This window comes from Chryseobacterium arthrosphaerae, from assembly GCF_001684965.1.
Taxonomy (GTDB): Bacteria; Bacteroidota; Bacteroidia; order Flavobacteriales; family Weeksellaceae; genus Chryseobacterium; species Chryseobacterium arthrosphaerae.
Genome location: NZ_MAYG01000001.1, coordinates 2983656 through 3007108, shown reverse-complemented (window position 1 = coordinate 3007108; position 23453 = coordinate 2983656). Strand labels below are relative to the sequence as shown.

Genomic DNA, 23453 nt, shown 5'->3' with positions numbered 1-23453 from the left:
TCAAATTATATTAAAATGGATATCCGATCGCAATATTAAGAACCAGATTGTCTTTTCTCCAGTTAGAATCTCCAAAGTTAATTTTATCAAATGCCCATCGGTTACCTTTTTCGTAATAAGGAACTCTCAATGGCATGGCCAGATCCAGTCGTAAGATTAGGATAGAAAAATCAAGTCTCAGACCAACTCCTGCGCCCACAGCAATTTCATTTAAAAAATCTTTGGAAAACTTAGCGCCAGGTCTTGTAGTATCCTCATTAAGCAGCCAGATATTTCCGGCATCCACAAAAACAGCAGCGTTTAAAAATTTATAAAGATTAGCTCTATATTCAGCATTCAGCTCAAGTTTAATGTCTCCGGCTTGATCAAAATAGGAGCCTGGAGGGATTGTTCTCGGGTCAAAACTTCCCGGTCCCAATGTTCTTGCTCTGAATGCTCTTATACTGTTACTTCCTCCTGAGAAAAACTGTTTGGAAAACGGAATGAATTCTGAATTTCCATAGGGATAAGCAATTCCACCAATGAATCTTGTTGCCAATGAAGACTTTTCTGTAAGCTTATGATAGAATCTGAAATCATTTTCAACTTTTACATACTGGCTGAAAGGAATGCCGAATATTTTCTTTTCCTTATCTTTTTTTACATCTGCTCCGGTAACCAGACCTGTGATATTTCCTGCCAGATCAAGCGTTCCTTTATAGTAAATGGTATTTCTTTTAGGAAGCATTGTATTGGTATAGGTATAAGAATAGGTAGGACCGAAAATTAACTGCTTTGCAACAATTCGTCGCATAGCAGGATTATTGGCAGATTTAGCGTAATATTCATCTGTAACATTTGCTGGTGATACCAACGTAATATCAATTACCTTTAAATCGTGTTCTTTTCTGGCATTCTCTTTCCACAGGTATCCAAATGATCCGGTGAAATTATTAAGCGTGTAATATTTCGTCCTGTTCTGGAATTCATATCCTAATGTAATATTCGTTCTTGGGACAAACTCACTGGAAGAATGAAAACGGAACGGAGCCACAATTCTCGGAATGGAAAGCTGCACATTCGTTCCTGCACGGAAGATATTATTGGCATCCTGCGCTCCTCCCATCTGGAAATCAAAAGCTCCGAATATAGCAGCCTTGAACTGTTCTGCACCACGGAAGAAATTCCGGTGGGTCCAGTTCAGGTTAAGTTCACTACCGGCATAATTGGCAGAGTTTGTTCTTCCCAAAGCTTCCAGACGTAAAGACTGGATCTGTCTTGGCGTTAATAAATAATAAGCATCAAATTTATGGCTTAGAGAATCTGAAGTAATAAATTCATTTTTCACAAACTTGAATACCCCGAGACTGATCAGCCGGTTCAGGGTAAGATTATGGTTGGAACGGTTATAAAGATCTCCTTTTTTGAAATATAAAGCCCTGTCGAAGATTTTCGGTTTAAACTTATGCTGCGGATCAATCACATAAATATCGTCAAAGGCATATTTGGAAAGAGAATCCTTGTCCATCGGAATGCTGTACTTTCCGTCTTTTACATCCTGGATGTTATAATTGGGAAACACAACCACCTTATCAATGCTGAACTGCTGAGTGGCCAGATCAGGAGTATTATCCTTCAGCTTTACGTTGAGTTCTACCTTATGGTTTTTGCTAACGGTACTGTCTGCCTGTACAATTATATTATCCGGATGGAAATAATAAAAACCTCTTTCCTTTAATCCGTTATCTATTCTTTCTCTTTCTGCCTTGATCACATCCAGGTCAAATGGCCTTCCGTTTTTTAGAAGCGTTTTATGGGTTAAATTCTGAATCTCCTGATTCACAAGTGTAGAATCTTTCTGGAATTTTACCCCGTTAATCAAATATCTTGCGCCAGGTCTTACCGTATAGATAACCTTGGCCTTTTTATTTTTTGAAACCGTATCGTAGGTAGCACGTGCGTTGAAATATCCTTTATTTTCAGAATAATTTTCAATGATCTCTCTGTTGAATTCACGATCTACATCCCCCAGTAATACAGGTTTTTCACCCATTTTATATTTAAGCCAGTAATTAAAGCCTTTATCTTTTTTAGGTTCTTTGGCTATATTATAAAAATAGAGCTTGGGACGCATCCCCAAAAATGTAGAATTGGGTTTGGGAGTAAGGTTGCCTTCCAATGCGGCCTGAAGATCTTTTTTTTCTTTTTTTGAAATAGTGTCATTCTCTATTTTTACCTCGGCGCCCGTATACAGCATCTGGCCTTCTTTCAAAAACCTGGTATTGCTGCAGGAAGCTACTGCCGAAGCTAATCCGGAAACCAACAGATATTTGCAATATGTTTGAAATGTATTACTCATTATTTAAATTCTACCACTTGGTTATTTTGATTTTTTTTAGGCTTTTTCTCTTTAGACTTCTGGAAAATCTCCCGGAACTTGTCATAATCCAGGGTGATGATAAACCCGACTCCTGTTTCGATGATCTGCCCCTGAAGAGCTACCTGATATTCATCTTTACGGTAAGCACGCAGCATATATCTTCCGTCTTTTGAAAGACTGTAATCTACAGAAACGTTGCCGGCAATATTGGTCATATTTTCATTCTGGCGGGCCTGGCCTTCCAGTCCGAAATTACTTCCTACAGTTACTTTCAGGCGGTCATTCAACAGTTTTTTACTGATATCCACATTCAGGTCTGTTCTGGTATTTTTCTGTCCGGTAGAATAATCTTCCGAAGAATCAAGACCGAAATTAAGGTCAACCCCTTTGATCAGTCCTGAAGCAAGATTATTCAGCTGTTGGGACAGGATTTTACTTACACTCTGTCTTGCCATTGTTTCTGCAGACATTCCGGCGCCGCTTTCAAACGGATTTTCTCCGATGAAGCGGTTCAGAAGAAGTAAAGCAAATACCTGCTTATTCATTTCAGACTCCTGTGTTCTGAGCTGAGCAAGCTTCTGATCGATCACATCTTTCACATTGGTAGAAATAGAATTATTCTTTTCCTCTGTGGTAATATCGAAACTAAGCTGAGGTTTCAACAGTTCACCTTTCATTTTCAGTAAAGTATTAAAAGGGATCCTCTGCTTATACTGGTTCATTTCGGATGCACTCTGCCCGCTGACCTGCTGCTCCACAAGATCAATAGGAGGAGCTTCGGTTTTATACACAGCGGTAATATCCATGATGGCCATGGTAGGTTCTCCGGTCCAGGTGATTGTACTTCCTTTCTGGATATCAAATTTACGTTTCAGGAAGCTTACCGTAAGATCATAACTCCCTTTTTCTACTTCGTAAACTCCTACCAGAGTGGTTTTTCCTGAAGGATCTATTCCTCCTGTCAGTTCCGCTTCTCCCTGGAGCTGTACAAAATCTCCATTGGCCTTATCGATGATCAGTGACAGCTTGGCTTCTTTACTTACTTCAATATTCACACTTACATCCATCCCTTTGATGCGGCTTTGTGCATTAAGAGAGTCTGCTTTTACGGTTTTATTTAAAACAACCTGATCCTGGTCAACGAATTCTACAATGCCGTCTCTTTCCTGTAAGGTTGGGCTGGATTGAGGAAGAACAAATGTGAAGTCTGTATTATCTGCAACACTCAGTCTTCCGTCTACTTTTGGTAAATCCAGATTTCCACGGATACGAAGTCCTGCATCAATAGCCAGAATACCATACATCATCGCATCATTGGATTTCTCCGAATTTACCACTTTGAAGTCTTTGGCATTTACATTCAGATTAAATGCGAAGTCCCTGTAGGTCTGCGTGAGAACCTGCCCGTCTACAACAAGAGCATTCCCGTCCTTATCATTGATTTTAAACTTATTGAATTCAATACCGCGGCTGGTAAAATCAATCTCATCATTAAGCTTTCTGAAATCACTTCCTGTTTTGGCAATTTCCAGACCGGCATCATTGAATTTTACTTTTCCTAAAATATTCGGCTTATCAGAAGTTCCGGTAATCTTAAGGTTTCCGGAGAGATAACCTTCCGTATTGGTAATCGCATTCATCGAAAACCCTTGAATACTCTTCATCTGAAGCTGGTTGATGGCCATATTCAGGTCGAAGGTGCTTGAAGCGGTATTATAATCCCCAAGGATTTTTACATCATTATTATTTCCGGAAAGGGCAATGTCGGCATTTAAAACTTTAGGTGAAGAATTGTTGACCTTTACAGCAAGATTTCCTACCGGACTTCCGTATACAATCAGATCCGAAATGTTCAGATCCGAAGTGAAGGTCATATCCTTCATCACATCCCTCAGCTGGGCCGTTCCGTTGATTGTACCTCTTGCAAGTATCGTGTCTTTTTTAATAAGCTCTGTAATGGTTTCAATTTTAAAATCTTTCAGTGAAATGTTCAAAGGACTATTCGGACTCTGGTTTTCTGACTGAACCGAAATCTGGCTGCCTCCATTTGTTAAAGTGAAGTTATCTGCCAGAACGCCTTTGCTGCTGATCTGTATTTTATTGTTTTCCGCAACATTCCAGTCTGCATAGTTCAGTTTGAGACCGTTGGGGTTCAGGGAAATTTCAGTAATATCATTAAGGGATTTTGCATTTCCGGCAATCAGGAAGCGGGTGGCATCTTTATCATCCTTGGTGGTGACATTATAGTTGATCGTATTATCTGCAACATCTCCGTTAATATCAATCTTGCTGATCGAAAAACTTGAACTTTTTAAAGAAGCTACATTCAGGCTGTACTGCAATGCCTGGTTTTCATTGGTCACCTTTAAAACTCCTTTTTCAATTGTATTTTCACCATACAGCAATTGAGGAATCTGCCCGTCGATTTCAATTTTCTGAGAATCGGCATCATAGTTTCCTGTTAAATTAATCGTTTCAAAGCTTTTCAGATCAGGAACAAATTTCCTGATAATATCATCATTTTTGATCTTCGCTGTAAAGGCAAAATGCTGCCCCGGATCAATTTTCTGGCTCTTATCCGGCTTCTGGAACTGATAATACTGGTTGACAGTCTGCGTTAAAGCTCCAAAAATCTGGGTAAGTTTATATTTTCCTTTCAATTCCAGATCAGCGACCTGAGAATTCAAAATAATCTGTGTAGAATCTGTGTCAGATGAAGCTTTAAGGTTAACTTCCTGTACCGGATAAACCTCTTTGGTATCAGAAAATGCAAAATTTTTCAGGTTTAAATAGCCGTTCAGATTATTCGGATCAAGACTTGTAAAATCACCATCTATTTTTCCGGCAATGATCATTGGTTTTTCATAGAAACCAAGCTTGTTGACATCCAGTTTGATGACTTCTCCGTTTACCTTTACGGTCGGATTCTTTTCATTATAAACTCCTGATGCGGTAAGCAGTAAACTGGCATTCGGATCTTTTGAATCCAAAACCACATGGTAAGCACCTTTATTGATCTTACCTGTTAAATTCATATTCTGGTAGCGGTATCCTTTGTATACGGCAGAAGCTACATGGCCTTTTAAGTCTGCATTGGCCTTTTTAAAATCAAAACTTTCTCCTTTGGCAGTAATTTGCGCCGTAATGGGACCGATATCTTTATTCTGGATAATTTTTCCTACCTGTACCCCCTGAAGATTGGCCTTCACATCATATAATTCATGATTTTTTCTGCGCATATCAACGTTGGCAATAACAGCTGCATTACCAAGAGTGGAGTAGAGGTTGAGGTCAGCATTCACCAATTTGGTAGTTCCCTTTGCATTTCCTTTAATGCTGAAATGGGAAGGAAGTGAAATATTGGATGGGATGGTGTTTTTCGGAACAAGGTTAAAAATCGTCTTAGCCTCGGAAGAAAATTCCCCGATTCTCAGATCATAATACAGCTGATCAGGATTCATCGCATTTTTAACCTTCCCTGAAGCGAGTACTCTGAGCTGATCCAGACCTGATACTTTAAGATCCTGAATGAGCAGATCATTCACACTGCCTTTTACATTGGCGTTGACATTAAGAATAGTATTCGGATATTTGTTGAACGGAACCGTATTTCTTAAAGTCGGTACGAGATTCAGAATATCAGAAAAACCGATTTTGGAATCTTTAATATTGGCTGAAATCTTTACCGCTCCGGGATTGGAGCTCAGCTGATCTATGGAGTTGTAATTTAAAATAACTTCATTACGCAGTAAAGTTTTCGGGGTCTGAAGATAAAGATCCTTGAGATAAGCTTCCTTTTCTGCATACACAAAATCTGTATTGAACTTCTGAATATCGAGACCTCTAGCTTCCCGGATCTCAGCTGAATTCACCGTTCCTGCAAAAGTGTTGTTCTCCATTTTAAAACTTCTCACTTCCACATTCATTTTTGAGAAATTCAGATGGTTGAAGTCCATTCCCTGTTTGGTGGGAGCAATAGCCGTATTGTTATAAGTAGCCTTTACATCATTAAGAACCAGTTTGCCTAAAAGCAGCTTCATAGCCTTATCCTGATCCGAAGCTTTTGAAACTTCAGGTTCACTGGTCTTTTTCGGATTGGCATTCTGGGCAGGAAGATAAAGATTGGCATTGATATCTGCTCCGGAAAGGAAGACGTTGGCAATATGATAGGTATTGTTTTCAAGATCAAGTTTATTGACCTTTGTACTTAATTCCTTGAATAGAACCTTAGCAAATGTTTTTGTATTGTCATCTCCGTAATCGATGTCGAAGTTGGTCAGTTTGATGCCTCTCAACCCAATATTCATCGGTTTCTTTTCATTGAGGGAATCTACTTTTTTCTCAACCTTTTTAGAGACTTCCTCTACGATATCCTGTTTCAGCTTTAATTTTAATCCATCCAGATTAATATCATTGACTGCATACGTATTTTTATTGAGATCGAATTTTTTTACTCTTGTATCAAAAGATCTGAAATAGAGTTGAATATCATTCTTTGACTGCTGGTCGTTGAAAGTAACGCCTATATCTTTTAAATTAATCTTATCAAGGGAAATAATGAAAGGCTTGGAGGGGCTTTCTTCTTTATCACTGGTCGCAAAAGCATCGATGATATAGTCGAAATTGAACTTGCCATCCGGTTTCCGTACTACATTGGCTCTTGCACCTTCCAGATCTACAGATGTAATATCTGCCGTAGAGTTGATAAGCTTCAGCATATTTAAACCTACATCCAGCTTTTTAACGGCTAAAAGAGTATCTACATCCTGTCCTTTGAGGTAAAGGTTTTCCATCACAAGGCTGTTGGGAAATCCGATGTAAACTCTTTCAAGGCTTACCGGAGTCTTGATCTTTTTTTCAAGATAGACAATAAGCCGGTCTTTGATGAAGTTCTGAACGGCGGGAAGTCTTAAGCTTAATATCAACAGGGTAAGAAGAACCAATATTGAAATAAAGGTTATTGCAATACGCCTTAAAAGTTTTCTTTTGTTGATTCGTTGTTTCAAATGGAATGGGTTTGTAACAAAGATAATAATACTAATTTATTCATTCTTTGTTGTGGTACCCTTAGCGAATGCAAAAATCCTGCCTTGGCTGCCCTATTATGGAATTTTAGTCTGTAGTTGTCAAGTGAATAGTTGAGTAAGACGAGCCAAGGTGCGGATTTTTATGCTTTAAAATGCCCCCTTTCTATCATTTTTTAATGTTGAAAAGGTTAGTTAGCAAAAATGAAAATTCAAATGTTAGTGTTGTTGTAAAGGGGGCATGGCATGGTTTGTATATTGAGATAAAAATTTTTATTCGTTTCCGTTTTCCCATTTTACTTCTTCTCCCTGTGGTGCGGCACCACCCTGAGCAGGAGTAATAGGAGCAGTTTCCTGATTGATATGGTAGATATAGGCTGCAATTTTTTCAGCATCTCTTCCTGTAATGGTTCCTTCTTTGATGAAAGGTCTCATTGTTGGATTGTTCGGAGAGCCGTTTTCAAGCATCCAGAATACATTTTTAAATAGACTTTTCTCTTTGATATTGATCCAGTGGGTATCGGTAAGATTAGGGCCGATTCCTCCTTTTCCGCCGTCTCCATGGCAGGTTACACAATTGGTTTTGAACAGTTCCTGACCTTCTGCAATATGATCTGCGCTGTATTTTGCGGTTTCCAGATCGATCTGAGGTGCATTTTTTTCATATTCTTCGATGGAAGCCAACATCGTCTTTGCTTCTTTGGTGTACTCAGCATCCGGGTGGGCATAGTCTGTAAAAGCAAAAGCTGTCAGATACACCACACAGAATATACATCCGAACCAGAACAGACCGATCCACCATTTCGGAAGAGAATTATCAAGCTCTGTAATACCATCGAAACCGTGGTCAATAAGAATATCTTTCTCTTCTGTCACAGACTGCTTTTTGAAAGCAGAGTTCCATAGTTTCTGATAATAAGGAATGCTTTTTTCTGCCAGGTATTTTTGTTTTTCCTCTTCCGGCAGGCGGCTGAAGCTTTCATTTTCAATCAGGTCTCCTATAGAGTTCATGATCAGAAGAAGGATGATGGCAATCAGGATCAGTGCCCAGAAAAATGGTGATGAAAAGTAACCTGAATCACTGGCGAACATTTCAAAGGCCATGATCGTTAAGCCTATCGTTGTTGCGATATATATTGAAATTGGGGTTCTCGTTTTCATGACAAATACAATTTTAATAATTACTCTACGCTTGCGGTTTGAATCTGTGTAGTTTTGATGTCGGTACCTAATCTTTGAAGATAGGCGATCATTGCTACAATTTCCCTTTGTTCCAATGGGATGTAAGCTGCTCCTTTTGCTGTTTTTTCCTTTGTCATCTGCTCTTTTACATCAGTAGCCTCTGAATAGATTCTTTGTACAATTGCTTTTGACTGGTTGTCTGCCCACTGATTCGCTGAATCAATCTGAGCTTTTGTATACGGTACATCAAAAGAGTTTTTCATCAGTTTCATTTTATCCACCATCTGTGTACGGTCAAGTTTATTGGTAATCAGCCATGGGAAACGTGGCATAATAGAACCTGCGGAAGTAATTCTCGGGTTGTACATATGTTTGAAGTGCCATGAATCCGGGTTTCTGCCTCCTTCTCTGTGAAGATCCGGTCCGGTTCTTTTAGATCCCCAAAGGAATGGTCTGTCATACACAAATTCTCCTGCTTTCGAATATTGTCCGTTTTTCCCCTCAAATCTTAATACCTCATCACGGAATGGTCTGATCATCTGTGAGTGACAGGAGTTGCAGCCTTCACGGATATAAAGATCCCTTCCTTCAAGTTCCAGCGGAGTGTATGGCTTTACTGCGGTAATGGCAGGAACACTTTGCTTCAGTGATAAAGTAGGAATGATCTCCACAAGTCCACCGATCGCTACCGTAATGAAAGCTAAGACAGCAAGCAGGGTAGGTGTTCTTTCCAGCCACAGGTGTACTCCTTCCCCTTCCTTTCTTCCGGTTCCTATATTGGCCAGTGCAGGAGCTTCCGCAGGAACTTCTTTCTGGAACGAACCTGCCTTCACGGTTTTGATGACATTGATCACCATTAGGATGGCTCCGGACAGATACAGCACACCACCTAAGAATCTCATTTTAAAGTAGGGAATAATTGCCGTTACAGTATCTAACCAGTTTTTCCATAATAAAGTTCCGTCCGGGTTGAATTGTTTCCACATCAATCCTTGTGTGAATCCTGAGATATACATCGGAACCGCATAGAAAATGATCCCTAATGTTCCCAGCCAGAAGTGCCAGTTGGCCATTTTTTTAGACCATAGTGGTGTTCTCCACATGATCGGTACCAGATAATAGACCACTCCGAATGCCATGAAGCCATTCCATCCCAGAGCACCCAGGTGTACGTGCCCAATTACCCAGTCGGTATAGTGCCCGATTTTATTTAATGATTTTGTTGCTAATAAAGGTCCTTCAAAAGTTGCCATACCATAGCAGGTAACAGCCACCACAAAGAATTTTAGGATAGGATTTTCTCTTACTTTATCCCATGCTCCTCTCAGAGTAAGAAGACCATTCAGCATTCCTCCCCATGACGGGGCGATCAGCATAATGGAGAATCCTGTTCCCACAGCCTGTGCCCATGCCGGTAATGCTGTATATTGCAGGTGGTGAGGCCCGGCCCATAGGTATACAAAGATCAGCGACCAGAAGTGAATAATGGATAATTTGTATGAGAATACCGGTCGCTGAGCTGCTTTTGGCATAAAGTAATACATCAGGCCTAGTACCGGAGTGGTTAATACGAATGCTACCGCATTGTGCCCATACCACCATTGTACCAGTGCATCTTTTACCCCTGAATATACAGAATAAGATTTCCAGCTTGTGAAAGATAACGGAACTTCCAGGTTATTGAAGATGTGAAGCATCGCTACGGCAATCCATGTGGCCATATAGAACCAGATTGCTACATATAAATGCCGTACCCTTCTTTTGGCAATCGTTCCGAACATATTGATTCCGAAGATGACCCATGAGAATGTAATTAAAATATCAATAGGCCACTCATGTTCAGCATATTCTTTAGAAGTATTGATCCCCATCAGGAATGTAATCACTACGGCGATGATCATCAACTGCCATGACCAGAAGTGAATCCATGAAAGCATATCACTGTACATTCTTGTTTTCAGTAATCGCTGCATACTGTAATAAGCACCGCAGAAGAAGGAATTACAGACGAAAGCAAAAATTACGGCACTCGTATGAAGCATTCTGATCCTTCCGAAGCCCATGGCTCCCTGTGTATTGATCAGTCCCTGAATATTACCCGATGCTAAACTTTTAATTGTGGTATCGTCCGTCCCGAATAAAAATTCAGGCAATTCAGGATAAAAAAGCATCAGTGCGGCCGTAAGCCCGAGCAGAAATCCTACAAGTCCGAATGCGATAGTAGCATAGAGGAATGCTCTGACAATAGTATTGTCATAATTAAATTTTTGCGTCTCCATAAATTCCAATAGTGTTTACCGAAGTGATATTTTCTCTGAAAAGAGGCTTATTTTTTTAGCTTTTTCTATGATGAAAATAAATATCATGTAACGTGTATAATGTTTTGCCAAAGGTATTTATTAACTTTGTTAGAGGCTAATAGATAATCTTCTAAAATATACCGAAAACTACTAAAACAGAAACGATGAAAGTATGTGGACAAAATATCAGGAAAATCCGTAGGAGCAAAGATCTTACGCAGGAGTATATGGCTTTTGAAATGGGAATTTCCCAGAAAGCATACTCTGATATTGAGAATTCAAAGGTGAAGATCAACCTGGAGATCCTTACTAAAATTTCAGATATTTTAGACATCAGGCCTTCCGATATCTGCAGCATCTCTCATAAATGCGGGACAGATGATGATTACGAAGACAAATATCAGGGGCTTTTGGAGTACATGAAGAAGAATAATATTGCAGTCCCGAAAGAATTTTTATAAAAGAAAGGAGTTTTCGGTTTTTGGCAAGTCCGGATTACCAATTTGCCCTGTAGAATGTGAATTTCTCTGAAAAGTTTTTATATATTTAGCGACCGAATAATTCATTCAATGAGCAACGAAAAAAATACAGGAGAAAACGAGACTTTAGTTAGAGGATTAACAAATCGACACATCCAATTAATAGCCCTTGGGGGCGCCATAGGAACAGGCTTATTTCTGGGGATAGGGCCTGCCGCAGTACTAGCCGGGCCATCGGTTATTTTAGGGTATGCTTTAGCCGGGATCATCGCCTTTTTTATCATGCGTCAGCTGGGTGAGATGGTGGTACAGGAGCCGGTATCGGGAAGCTTTAGTCATTTTGCCTATAAATATTGGGGAAATTTTCCGGGTTTTGCCTCAGGATGGAATTATTGGATTCTTTATATTCTGGTAAGTATGGCCGAGCTTACGGCTATAGGGCACTATATTCACTTCTGGTGGCCGGAAATACCGCTCTGGGTGTCCAGTTTATTCTTTTTTGTAGTGATTACTGCGCTTAACCTTGCTTCTGTAAAAGTATATGGAGAAACCGAATTCTGGTTTTCCATTATCAAAGTTATAGCAATCATTGCTATGATTGTTTTCGGGGTTTATCTTTTGGTAAGCGGAACCGGAGGAGAAAAAGCAACCATTACCAATTTGTGGAACGATGGCGGATTTTTCCCGAAGGGATTATTCAATAAAACAGAAAACGGATTTTCCGGATTATTTGCAGCAATGGCAATGATTATGTTCTCGTTCGGAGGGCTGGAACTGATCGGGATTACTGCAGCTGAAGCTAAAAATCCGGAGAAAACGATTCCTCAGGCGACCAACCAGGTAATCTACAGGATCCTGATTTTCTATGTGGGTGCTTTGGTGATTTTATTTTCATTAAGTCCTTGGAGAGAGATCACAGAAGGTTCAAGCCCTTTTGTAATGGTTTTTCAGAATCTGAATGGCCTTGAATTCAGCCTTTTTGGTAAGGTGATCCAGTTCAATTCATTGATTGCCAATGTTCTGAATCTGATTGTATTGACTGCTGCTTTATCGGTTTATAACAGTAGTGTTTACAGCAACAGCCGCATGCTTTTCGGATTGGCTCAGCAGGGAAATGCCCCTAAATTCCTGAAAAAACTTAATAAAAATTCAGTTCCTACCAATGCGATTCTTATTTCTTCATGCTTTGCAGGAATCTGTATTATCATCAATAAACTGGTGCCGGAAAAAGCATTTCAATACCTGATGGCACTGGTAGTATCTACATTGATCATCAATTGGCTGATGATATGCTACACGCATCTTAAATTCAAAAAGGCAATTACCCGTGAAGGAATTCAATCCAAATTCCCATCCATATTCTATCCTGTATCCAACTATATCTGTATTGCTTTTCTGGTCCTGATCTTAGGATTAATGAGTATTACAGGAATGGAAATACAGGTGATCCTGATTCCGGTATGGTTAGGCTTCCTGTTTATCATGTATAAACTCTATAAAAAACCTGGATAATACTGTAAAACGACACGAAGATATTTTAAAAGGTGGGGATCATTTGATTCCCATTTTTTTGTGTTGTATTCTGTACATTAGGATTACAAATATTCCGGTATTTTTTACATTGTGTCACCCAGCAGCAGCCTGCAGGAGATCATTTGATATAAGCAGACAGGTAAAAACCGTTAATCTTTAAAGTATCTTATGGAAAGAATGATTCATGCTCATTATTTCTATGAGATACTTTTTATGTATGCCATTTAAATTTCGTTTTTTTTAATGCCTGTTTATGGGAGATTTTGGTGCTTTGATCTATTATTTTTCGTACCTTAGTAAAGGTTGTATTTCAAATTCAGGTGAAAATTATAACCTGTTTGGAATTCCTGCGGACAAGCCGAACACCGCTCTCCAAAGTAGGCAAGACTAAAAAAGACACCTATGGCTAATTTATTTCAGACGCTTACCAACACTGTAAAACATTGGTACATCCCTTTGATTTTCGGAATCCTTTTTCTGATGTGCGGTTTTTACGTATTCAGCGTACCTCTTGCTACCTACGTGACGCTTTCTGTTTTCTTTAGTGTTTCATTTTTATTCTCAGGAATCACAGAAATATTCTTTTCCCTGCAAAACAGCAAATCTTTACAGGGCTGGGGCTGGTTCCTTGTCAGTGGACTGCTGACTACGGCAATCGGGGTTTATCTTATCGCCAATCCTCAGATCTCCATGACCGTACTGCCGTTTGTCATAGGATTTACTTTACTGTTCCGTTCTTTTCAGTTGCTGGGCTTTGCTTTCGATCTGAAGAGTATGAAAATAATGAGCTGGGGAAATGTGGCCCTTGCGAGTGCAGGAGGGATCATTTTTTCTTTATTATTGATATTCAATCCGGTATTCACAGGGATTTCTTTAGTGACGTTGACAGGAGTTTCCTTTATCTTTATGGGAATTGCTTCAATCATGTTGGCTCTGGATCTGCGAAAAGTGAAAAAGATTCCCGGAAAAGTAAGTCAGGAATTAAGAGACAGGCTCAAGTCTATACAGGATGAGATCGACGATCTTAAAAAATAATCATCATTATATGGTAAAAAAGATCTCCGGTAGAGGTCTTTTTTTATTTTCCATGATTTTTGTTGAAGTATATTGTATTTTTATCCCATCATAAATAGGAAAACTGTAAAAGGGCTTTCAATCAAAAAACAATCAATTATGGAAGGTGAAGTTAGTTTAAAGAATATTCTGAAAAATTTAAATCCGTCGCTTAATGAAGGAAAATATGTTTATTGTACAGTCAGTGACATCGATGTAATTCCTATGTCTAAAATTCTTTTTCTGTTTAAAGAAACGGAAAGTGTAACCATTGTGCTTAAAAAAGAAGATGCAGAAGCTTTAAACTTAGTCTTCAGCTATGTCGCTTCATGGATTACTCTGGAGGTTCATTCCTCTTTGGCAGCTGTTGGTTTGACGGCAAAGTTTTCACAAGCTTTAAGTGAAGCAGGAATCAGTTGTAATGTAGTGGCGGCCTATTTTCATGACCATATTTTTGTGGATGAGAAGGATGCTGCAAAAGCTATTGAGGTATTGAATGCACTTAAAGGGTAAAAGGAAGGTATTGCGAAAAACCTGCTATAGAATTATGAAACATAAAATACAAAGATCTATAGAAGAATATAGCCTTAGCAGATGGATATATTCATACTTTATGAAGATGATGATGAAATTTATGATCAGTATGACCTGACAGTGGAACAGGTTCAGAAATTAAAACCTTTTCTTAAAAGCAGCCTCAATGAAGATTTTGATCAATATTTATATCAGTTAGCTTGTTATGATCAATCGGAAGGGGAGGATGAAATTAAGTGATCCTATTTAAATAATTCAATACCATCATGGAAAATAATAATCCGTTTTTAAAAGTTTCAGATATAAAAGACCTTATCAGACATCTGTCTGATGAATTGAATAAACGAGACGATGCAGAAGTGGTTGAATTTGAAGTTGATCTGTACTGGAACATCATGGATGAAGAATTATATAATCCTTATGATGAACCCGGAGGTTTTACAATGGGAAGCCTTACTGAAGATTGGGAGTTCTTACAAAAAGTGGTAATGGGTGAACGCCAGATGATCGATTATGATCTGTATAAGCTAGCATCTATTTTAAAATTTTTAGGAAAGAGCAATATTATTCAAAAAGAATAAAAAACAAAAACCACCCTTAAAAAGAGTGGTTTGTAGTCAAAAGCGAACAAATGGCGAACCCAATAGTTGACGAGCTTGTAGTTTTATCAAAGCTTACATCATAAAAATACATTCGTAATTATGGTATTATTCTAACTGATTTGCCATTATATTCGGTAGCATTTTGAGGTTTTTAAACATGTAAATTTTATAATTATTTATTTTGGTCCTAAGATCTGTATCATATTGTCAGGATCAGTCATTAATTTCCATTCGGGAAAAAGCTAATAAAATTTATCATCTTTTAATTCATTTCTTCTGTTTTTACCTCAATATCAATTTCTTCAAAATCATCAGGAGTTTCCTGAATGGGTTCTTGAAGTTTTATTCCATCAAGATAATAAGTCGTTCCCAAATAGATTTCATCGCCAAAAACAACTCCATCTGTTTTTCTTTTAAAGCATTTCCCAGGATCCGCTTTAATGATATTGTCTGTCTGTTTCATATTTTATTATTATGTTATCGGATAAATTTTTGTGGCAAAATAGCTCCAATTGGTTGCAGCCTTATAAGCAGAAACGCTTGCTGCAGGTACATGAATTTCTACTTTATCAATAATAACCCCGTCAGCAACAAGGTTAGATCCTATTAATATTGGAGGTGTTGTTGCCAAAACTTTTACTATTACTTTTGTAACGCTTGATTGACCTGCAGATGGATTCATAGGCATGCAGTAGTTTTCCAGGTAGTTAATGGAAGCCGGAAGAATAATAGTAACTTCGTTATCTCCCTTAAGAGGCCTTAAATTCAAGCCATACGAATCTATTCTTTCTAAGCTCGTACACCCGGATAAATCAACAAGATTGGAAACAAGCTCTTCAACAGTTTCAAAACCTACATTATTAGTAAGCATACCACTGAAAATTCTTGTGATATAAGGAAGAGTATATTTCCCCGCTCTCGGATACATGTACTGAAATGAATTTGCTGTATAAGTCTTAACATTCTTAAATAAATTAATATCTAAGTATTTTCCAAAAAATGGAGCTGCGCCAAGTTCCTCTAGCTTATCAAAATTTCCGACTACAACAGTATTATACTGAAAGTAAAATGCATTAGAACCTATCTTCTTTATATTGGGAGGAAAAATAATGCTTTCCAATTTATTTGAATTGAATGCTCTGTCTCCGATTGTCTCCACATTCGTGAAAAATCTAAACTCATCAAAACTGTAAGAAAGGTCTCTCGAGGCATTAACAGATGTGTTGAAAGTATCAGCAGGAATATTGATAACAGCTCTTGCTTCCGCAAAACTGAGTTCTCCATCACCGTTGGTATCAAAGACATTTAATAATGTAGCTTTCCTGGTCGCACTCGAAATTTGAATGAAAGTGGCAACATTTGAAAATGTAAATTTAAAGTCTGGCCAATTGGCTTCCATGAAATCTTTATCTTCCTGATATATGGTAGTAAACTTCCAGGTTCCTTCAACTACAGAATGAGGCGTTGTGTTACCCGAATCATCAATCCCCTTGGCATTGATAATTGGGAAAAATAGCTCACTCGAAGGACTACTTCCATTCAGATTATTAACCCTTAATCGACTTACATTTTTTAAATAAAAAACAATATTATTCACATTAATTAAAGGGCAATCTTTGATAACAAGTGTTTTAATTGAACCTGCTGTAAAAGTTAAGTTAGAATTGGTAATAAATTTTTGATTATCTAATATTAAAGTATTTGCTGTACTTGGCAAAATTAAGGAAGCAAGCAAACCGCCTTTTGGCAATAATACTGACGATATTCCTGTTCCTGCAGCAGAAACTCTTTTAATACTTGTACAAGCAGTAAGGTCTATTGACTGTTTTAGATTTGGACAATTCGTTACATCCAACTCTTCCAGAATTGTATTATTACCAATAAACAAGTTTCTCAAATTTTGATTTGAATAACCGGAAATCTGACTTCCGATTCGAAGCCTCGACAAATTCATTGCTTTTGAAACATCTAAAGTACCAAGATACTTTCCTGACAAATCTCCAAGATCTTTAATTGCAGATGCACCATAGATAATAGTTTCTGTGTCGTTAAAAGTAATAGCCGGAGCTTGAACCAAGGATGCAACATTTTTTCGCAATCGTGCCCTATTGATATAAGAACCAAACTTAATTTTCGTATATCCGTCTTTTTGAGCAGTTAGTAAAAAATTAGCATTTGGAGGAACTGCAGGCGTTCCCGCAGGTGTGTAAAGTCTCATCGTAATATAATCAGATGAGAAGGTAGACGTATCATACTTTCCATCCATATATCTGAATCTGTTTAATAACCAATAATTCCTGTGCGATTTTCTTGAACCTTGTGCGGGGTATAAGTAACTTCCGTTCCCGGCAACAACCAAAGGGTCTATATATTTATATTTCGCATCTTCATTAAAAATACTTTCCGCCCATTTGTCAGATTCTAATGTGTTAAAGTAAGTATTGCACTTATCATAACTCAGAATTCCAGAAGTTCTCATTTTCTGATACAAGGCCGTAATTTCAGTATCAAAAGCTACTTCAACCAATTTCCAAAGCTCTGAAAGAGCGCCATTCCAGACAAAACCGCTTCCTACTTGGTCGTGAGCTTCCACCCAATAATCATATACGTTGTGGCCTTCGTTATTAAGACCTAAAACTGTGTCATTGTCATAAAAAATAAGATACCAACGTTTATTTCCTTCAGCGTCCGGATACATCGCAAACATCTGATTTTTAGCACGCTGATCGACCATTGCAAAAAACTCAGTAAAGACATAATAAAACAGTAAAAACTGAATATTAAAATGGTCCGGAGCCTCGGTCTTGAATTTTGCAGGATTATTTTTGCAACTCACAATCCACGTATGTAAAGCTTCAAGATTCGAAGTGTCTTCATTATTTTCCGGATATCTTCCCTCAAAATCATTTTTCCATAAATGCTTACCATTTTCGTCTACACTTTGAAAATCTGTAGCAATAAATAATGTATTATCTGACGTATTGTTTAAGAATTCCCAGCATTCCTGGCCCCCTGTAAAACCTGTCGTTGCTTCATTCGACTTATCATTGTTAAAATTATATTTCCCTAAGAAAATACGCTCAGAATCTGGTGTAGCGCGGTGAAAAATAAGTATCGGAAAACCATCCATTGTCGTCCGGACGTTAGGATCCACTAACTGAGGGGGCACTAAGTAACCTAGCTGATTCAAAGAATCCTGTGCAAGCCTTGCCAAACCAATATTGTGAGAACCGGAAGACTCCATAAAATCCGCTTTAAAAGTAAAAGTCTTTTCAGCTAATGAGTTGTCACGAAGCTTATACCTGGAAGAAACTGATTCACCATTTTTAAAGCCGCCATTAAATTTTATTTTAAAGTTTTTTCGGGGATAATATTGTGATGATGTCCCCTGAACATCAACACTCGCATTTACATAAGAAAACGATTTTGTAGGATCCTGAGCATTTTCATACGCTCCAACAATTGTTTTTTTATCGCCTTTATAAGTTGGCAGATCTCCAACAATGGTTAAGCATGGAATTGATTGTAAACATTTATCGTAGGACAAATTTCCGAATGCATCGTACAGTTTATTTCTCTCGTAAATGTTGACTTTTTCAACCAGGTTATCCATGTCAGCGATGTAATTTGACAACATCTGATCGGCGTTTAGATTATTATTATAAACCCTGATATTATATAGATTAATAGTACAGTCATCGCTTCCAATGGTAATGTTTTGAGGAGCTTGTTGTAAAAAGCTGTCTAATGAATTATACTGATATAGTGAAGATATAATTCCATTGATATACACAAATACCAATCTTTGATCTGCAACCTTTGTAACGACTACACTTACACGGATCCTTTCCTCTTCCTTAAAAAATATGGACGTACCGTCCTGCTCAGAACTGAACGAAAACGAATTTGAGTTAGCAACAAATCCAACATTTCCATTTTTACAAGAAAAAATAGTACTGTCATTGTTTTTTATATCTGAAGTTGAAAATTCAAATTCTAATGTTTTACCGCCTGTTTTAAAATCGTTATCAAATATTTTAAAAGGAATCTCAACCCTTGCATTTCCGCTCACTTTAAGCGCCACAGAACCCTTTGAATCCTGAATCCATCCATTGGTGCTGAAATCAAAATCTGTAAGAGTACATGACAGGTTTTTGTATTTCCACTCGTTTTTGTTAATCTCTGAATTGCTTCTGTTTCGACTGCTTAAAAATAATTCCAGGCCTAACGTTTCGGCTTCAACCTGAATATCAAATGCTGCTACCACTACTGAAGTGTTTTTCGTAACATTGCCACATTTAAAAGTTACAGTGTGCGCACCTGAGTCCGTAAATGTATAGGTGAACTTCTGCAGACTTCTGTTTACTACCAATTCTGAAACCTTCACTCCGTCAACCAAAATCTCAACATCGCTATAATTTGACGATGGTGAATATACCAGATATTCAATCGAAGCGGGAGCATATTGATTAGCAGCAACATTATTTGCTGAAGAAACCAGAGGCGTTAAATTACCTGCAACAACACTGATGATATCTGTAAATAAGTGATTGCTTTCAATGATCTCTCCTGACAAATCAGCGGTCATATACACCTCTAAAATATGAACTCCATGCGGCTGTGCAGGAATTTCATAAAGAAGCTCTTTGTTATTGATTGAAGTAACTACCGGCGGAAGATCTGATCCATTTAATTTGAAATGAATCGTCTTCTCGACATTCCCGGTTGGAATATACCGGAAAATGACTGGCCCCGAATTAATAGTGGTCTTGTCGTATGTAGTACTTAAAGCAAGTGCTATTGTTTGAATATCATATTTTAATTTCCTGTTATTTCCATAACTATCGGTGATGCTGAGCGTTATTGTATTATCTCCCGCCAGAATATATGACGTGATATCTATCTCATTGACTCCCTGATTAATGCTTTTGTTAAATAGAATCGTATTTCCTTTTAAAATACTCGCAGTTCCTCCGCCGGTCTCACTACCATCAATGCTGTCGATGGATGACCACGAGAAAACTATTCTAACTTCACTTCCAAATGATCTTACGAACGATGCAGGTATTTCAGATTTGGCACGGAAAACAATTCCATTGGTTCCTCCGTTTCCCCCACCACCGGTTCCATATTCACTTTCTGACTTTTCTCCTGAAGCTGAATAGGCAATCTGTTTAATGATTTTTCCATCTTCATTTTTAATGAAGAACATCACGGGATAAATGAAGTTATCTGCAACTTCTTTATCTGATCTTTCATAATTTGTAAAATAAATTCTTCCTGTATATCTCATTTTAATCTTCTTGTGTTAAATCAATAAAACCATCTGTTCCACCTCCAGGCATATTAACCTCCAGAACAGACCAAACAGAACCGTCAAAGGAAATTATTCCGAAATTTTCAACCTTAACTCCTGAAGCATTTTCGTAGACTCCGCTCCCTGCCCAAAACCATTTTGCTGATCCAGGCTTAACAATAATATTATCCGTAGGCCTTAAAATTCCTCCAAAGGAAGAATTTGCTCCCGAACCTTTAAGCAATTCTATCTGCTCCTGAAGTATATTTACAATTTCCTCGATTTGCACCTTTGTATAGACATTTCCGGTCTCTTCACCATCGTCTATAGTGGCTGCTGGTCTGATCTTTAATTTTTCTTTCCATTCTTCTACATTTCTGGCAGTAAGATTGGATGCATTAAGTTTTGCGAGCACTAAATCGTGTGCGCTTTCATCTTGCAGATGATTTGTAAAAGTTGTGCTGGATACCGTTTTTTGAAAAGTTTCATTTAAACCCGTAACCTCATCCATCTTGATATTTTCATCTAAATGACGGAATGAAGAAAAGGTCTGCTGAAACTGATGCTCTGTGGGTATATCACCCTTTTCAAACCAGCTGAATATTGTTTTTAATGGTACTTTCATTAGTATTGAAAATTAGTTTTTATAAAATTGATGTTTGAGGGAAAGTCTATTCCTGGTAGGACTTATTGTAGTGAAATAGAATTCTGTTTCTTTTGAGGAATTATTGATTTTTGCCCCTCTTTTATCGTGCTGTCAATGAGTGGATTATAAATGTGACTATAACTTAGAAAACATATATTTTCGCAATGTTTTTGTGATTTTATTTTAAATCAACTACATTCTTTTACATTTTTTCTATACTGTTTTCTGGGTATATTTTTTTGAATCCAATGATCATTCACATTCTTTAGAGTGCAAATTTCATTGTTTTTTTGTCCTTATAAAAGTTTTTTGGCCTCGCTATTCTGTACTTGCAGTAACAAGTATTTTTAACCGAAATAAGACAGTGTGAATGAATAATCAATTCATCAAAATAATATCTTATATGAGTACCGTAAATGAACTGTGAATATTGTAATCGAAGCTATACATTTTTATTGGGAAGTGATTTGAAATCAGGAACCAGATTTGAGTTTGATCATTTTTTGATAATGCCAAGTTTTATAATTTGCTACCTGGTTGCCATCGGATGATAACATTCATCCATTTATAGAAGGATTTTCAGAAGACATATTTTTTCTATAGCTCCAGAAATATTGATTTCGTGAATGGTAAAAATAGTGCTTATAGGATTAAATAAGAAAACCAATTGAGTACTTTATATCGAACCCCGCAAGTTAACTCAATAGCACATATCTTTCCAGATTAATAATGAGTTAGAAGGCATAAAAAAAGAGAAATGATTAAAATGATCATTTCTCTTTGAACGTAGACTCACAGGGATTCGAACCCCAGATGACTGAACCAAAATCAGTAGTGTTACCGCTACACCATGAGTCTGTTTGTTTTAGTGGTGCAAATTTACAGCTTTTTTCTTTATATACAAGAACTTTTTGAAAATTTTTTTAAATTTACTGTAGATTTTATTCACGGAAAATATGCTGATAGACTTCAATAATCTCAATATTAATCAATTATCCTTTCACACGGAATTTGAAAAAAAAGTGGAAACTTTTCTAAAAGAATGGGGCTCTGACGGGGCAATGGTAAAAGTTCAGACCTCAGGATCTACAGGAACTCCTAAAATTTTTGAGATTGAAAAAAAGAAAATGATCAATTCTGCAGTGATGACCTGCAACTTTTTAGGATTACAGGAAGGTGATACTGCATTACTGTGTCTGCCGGTAGAATATATTTCCGGAAAAATGATGATCGTCCGTTCCATCGAGAGGAAGTTAAAATTAATCATTACAGAACCTTCCTTAAGGCCTTTGGAAAATGTAACGGAAGAAGTAAGCTTTTGCGCAATGACCCCGCTTCAGGTAGAGAATTCACTGGATAAACTTCATCTAATAAAAAATCTGATCATTGGAGGGGCAGCCACTTCAGAAAGTTTGAAACATAAAATTCGTGAGAGGAATTTAATTCATTCAAACCGTATTTTTGAAACTTACGGAATGTCAGAAACTTTATCTCATATTGGGCTGAAGAAGTTGATGCCTGTGCACGAGGATTATTTTACGGTTTTTGAAAATGTAAGCATTGCTCTGGATGAAAGAGGCTGTCTGAAAATTTACGCACCCAATGTGAATGATGAAATGCTGCAAACGAATGATTTAGTTGAAATTAAAAATGATAAGCAGTTTAAATTTCTGGGACGAATAGACAATGTTATTAACTCCGGTGGAGCGAAAATTTTTCCGGAAGCCCTTGAAACACTGGTTAAAAGGGAAATTTCCAATGAAGCCGTATTTATAGGAGTGCCGGATGAAAGTTTGGGCCAGAAATTGATGTTGGTTATTGAAGGAAATGAATCTGAAGAAATAAAAGATAAAATTTCAACAATACCTTTTGAGAAAAAATTTCACAACCCGAAAGAAATTATTTTCATCAAAGAAATTCCGAGGACTCCCAACGGAAAAGTAAACAGACTGGCATTATACAAAAATATAACAGCAGATTGATAGCGCTTTATTGGACATCTTAAAATAAAACAATGAAAAACTTTTCAAAAGAACTCAGCTTCAAAACCTCCCGCAGCAGTGGGGCAGGCGGGCAAAACGTCAACAAAGTGGAGACGGCTGTTACCGTACTTTGGAAAGTAGATGTCTCCGAATTTTTTAATGAAGATGAAAAAATACTGATTCAGAATAAACTGAAAAACAGAATCAATGCTGAAGGCTATTTATTCATGACGGTTTCAGAAAGCAGAACCCAGCTGATGAATAAAAACAAAGCCATTGAAAAAATAATCGAAACTGTTAATAAAGCCTTGATTATTCCTAAAAAAAGAACAGCAACAAAACCTTCAAAAGCACAGAAACAGAAAAGATTAGACAGTAAGAAAAAACTTTCTGACAAAAAAGAAAACAGACGTTTCAGATTTTAACCTGTTTCCTGTCCTGAAAATCTTATTTTTGCGGAAAA

At 37.6% G+C, this 23453-nt stretch carries 15 protein-coding genes and 1 tRNA gene; 8 read left to right on the top strand and 8 right to left on the bottom strand.

The features are described 5' to 3' along the window. Positions 1-10: 10 nt before the first annotated feature. The 4 genes from tamL to ccoN all read right to left on the bottom strand — a co-directional run bounded on the left by tamL (position 11) and on the right by ccoN (position 10844). On the bottom strand, positions 11-2338 hold the full coding sequence (gene tamL, locus BBI00_RS13490; protein ID WP_065399249.1) for a translocation and assembly module lipoprotein TamL: 2328 nt from the start codon (positions 2336-2338) through the stop codon (positions 11-13). Next, entirely contained in the window at positions 2338-7365 is a 5028-nt protein-coding gene (locus BBI00_RS13485; protein WP_065399248.1) for a translocation/assembly module TamB domain-containing protein, read from the bottom strand. Before BBI00_RS13485 ends, tamL begins: the two co-directional genes overlap by 1 nt. 291 nt (positions 7366-7656) lie before the next feature. Further along, a complete protein-coding gene (locus BBI00_RS13480; protein ID WP_065399247.1) occupies positions 7657-8544 on the bottom strand; it encodes a cbb3-type cytochrome c oxidase N-terminal domain-containing protein in 888 nt (295 codons plus the stop codon). A 20-nt stretch (positions 8545-8564) separates the two neighbouring features. Beyond that, complete coding sequence (ccoN, locus tag BBI00_RS13475) at positions 8565-10844, bottom strand: cytochrome-c oxidase, cbb3-type subunit I (protein WP_065399743.1); 2280 nt, start codon at positions 10842-10844, stop codon at positions 8565-8567. A 185-nt stretch (positions 10845-11029) separates the two neighbouring features. On the opposite strand from ccoN, the gene BBI00_RS13470 reads away from it, so the two are divergent. The 6 genes from BBI00_RS13470 to BBI00_RS13445 all read left to right on the top strand — a co-directional run bounded on the left by BBI00_RS13470 (position 11030) and on the right by BBI00_RS13445 (position 15045). Continuing rightward, a complete protein-coding gene (locus BBI00_RS13470; RefSeq protein ID WP_065399246.1) occupies positions 11030-11326 on the top strand; it encodes a helix-turn-helix domain-containing protein in 297 nt (98 codons plus the stop codon). A gap of 108 nt (positions 11327-11434) precedes the next feature. Next, a complete protein-coding gene (locus BBI00_RS13465) occupies positions 11435-12856 on the top strand; it encodes an amino acid permease (RefSeq protein WP_065399245.1) in 1422 nt (473 codons plus the stop codon). 423 nt (positions 12857-13279) lie between these two features. Then, positions 13280-13912 carry an HdeD family acid-resistance protein gene (locus BBI00_RS13460; protein ID WP_065399244.1) on the top strand — a complete coding sequence of 211 codons (633 nt, stop codon included), beginning with the start codon at positions 13280-13282 and terminating at the stop codon, positions 13910-13912. 138 nt (positions 13913-14050) lie between these two features. Next, positions 14051-14443: an ACT domain-containing protein gene (locus BBI00_RS13455; protein ID WP_065399742.1), complete on the top strand. Its 393-nt coding sequence runs from the start codon at positions 14051-14053 to the stop codon at positions 14441-14443. Positions 14444-14524: 81 nt separating this feature from the next. Next, on the top strand, positions 14525-14704 hold the full coding sequence (locus BBI00_RS13450; RefSeq protein ID WP_065399243.1) for a DUF7683 domain-containing protein: 180 nt from the start codon (positions 14525-14527) through the stop codon (positions 14702-14704). Positions 14705-14730: 26 nt separating this feature from the next. Next, positions 14731-15045 carry a hypothetical protein gene (locus tag BBI00_RS13445; protein WP_065399242.1) on the top strand — a complete coding sequence of 105 codons (315 nt, stop codon included), beginning with the start codon at positions 14731-14733 and terminating at the stop codon, positions 15043-15045. 283 nt (positions 15046-15328) lie between these two features. Here the strand turns inward: BBI00_RS13445 and BBI00_RS13440 are convergent, their stop codons facing one another. The 4 genes from BBI00_RS13440 to BBI00_RS13425 all read right to left on the bottom strand — a co-directional run bounded on the left by BBI00_RS13440 (position 15329) and on the right by BBI00_RS13425 (position 21866). Continuing rightward, entirely contained in the window at positions 15329-15529 is a 201-nt protein-coding gene (locus tag BBI00_RS13440; protein ID WP_065399241.1) for a hypothetical protein, read from the bottom strand. Positions 15530-15538: 9 nt separating this feature from the next. Further along, the gene (locus tag BBI00_RS23080; protein WP_065399240.1) at positions 15539-20359 is read right to left on the bottom strand and encodes a leucine-rich repeat protein; all 4821 of its coding nucleotides are present in this window, start codon (positions 20357-20359) and stop codon (positions 15539-15541) included. A gap of 1 nt (position 20360) precedes the next feature. Then, positions 20361-20987: a hypothetical protein gene (locus BBI00_RS13430; protein ID WP_065399239.1), complete on the bottom strand. Its 627-nt coding sequence runs from the start codon at positions 20985-20987 to the stop codon at positions 20361-20363. Between the two features lie 808 nt (positions 20988-21795). Further along, positions 21796-21866 (bottom strand) — tRNA-Gln (locus BBI00_RS13425). A 98-nt stretch (positions 21867-21964) separates the two neighbouring features. Here BBI00_RS13425 and BBI00_RS13420 point away from each other — a divergent pair. Together BBI00_RS13420 and arfB are read left to right on the top strand one after the other, a co-directional pair. Further along, the gene (locus tag BBI00_RS13420) at positions 21965-22990 is read left to right on the top strand and encodes an AMP-binding protein (RefSeq protein ID WP_065399238.1); all 1026 of its coding nucleotides are present in this window, start codon (positions 21965-21967) and stop codon (positions 22988-22990) included. A gap of 32 nt (positions 22991-23022) precedes the next feature. Further along, complete coding sequence (gene arfB / locus BBI00_RS13415) at positions 23023-23415, top strand: alternative ribosome rescue aminoacyl-tRNA hydrolase ArfB (protein ID WP_065399237.1); 393 nt, start codon at positions 23023-23025, stop codon at positions 23413-23415. Positions 23416-23453 lie beyond the last annotated feature (38 nt).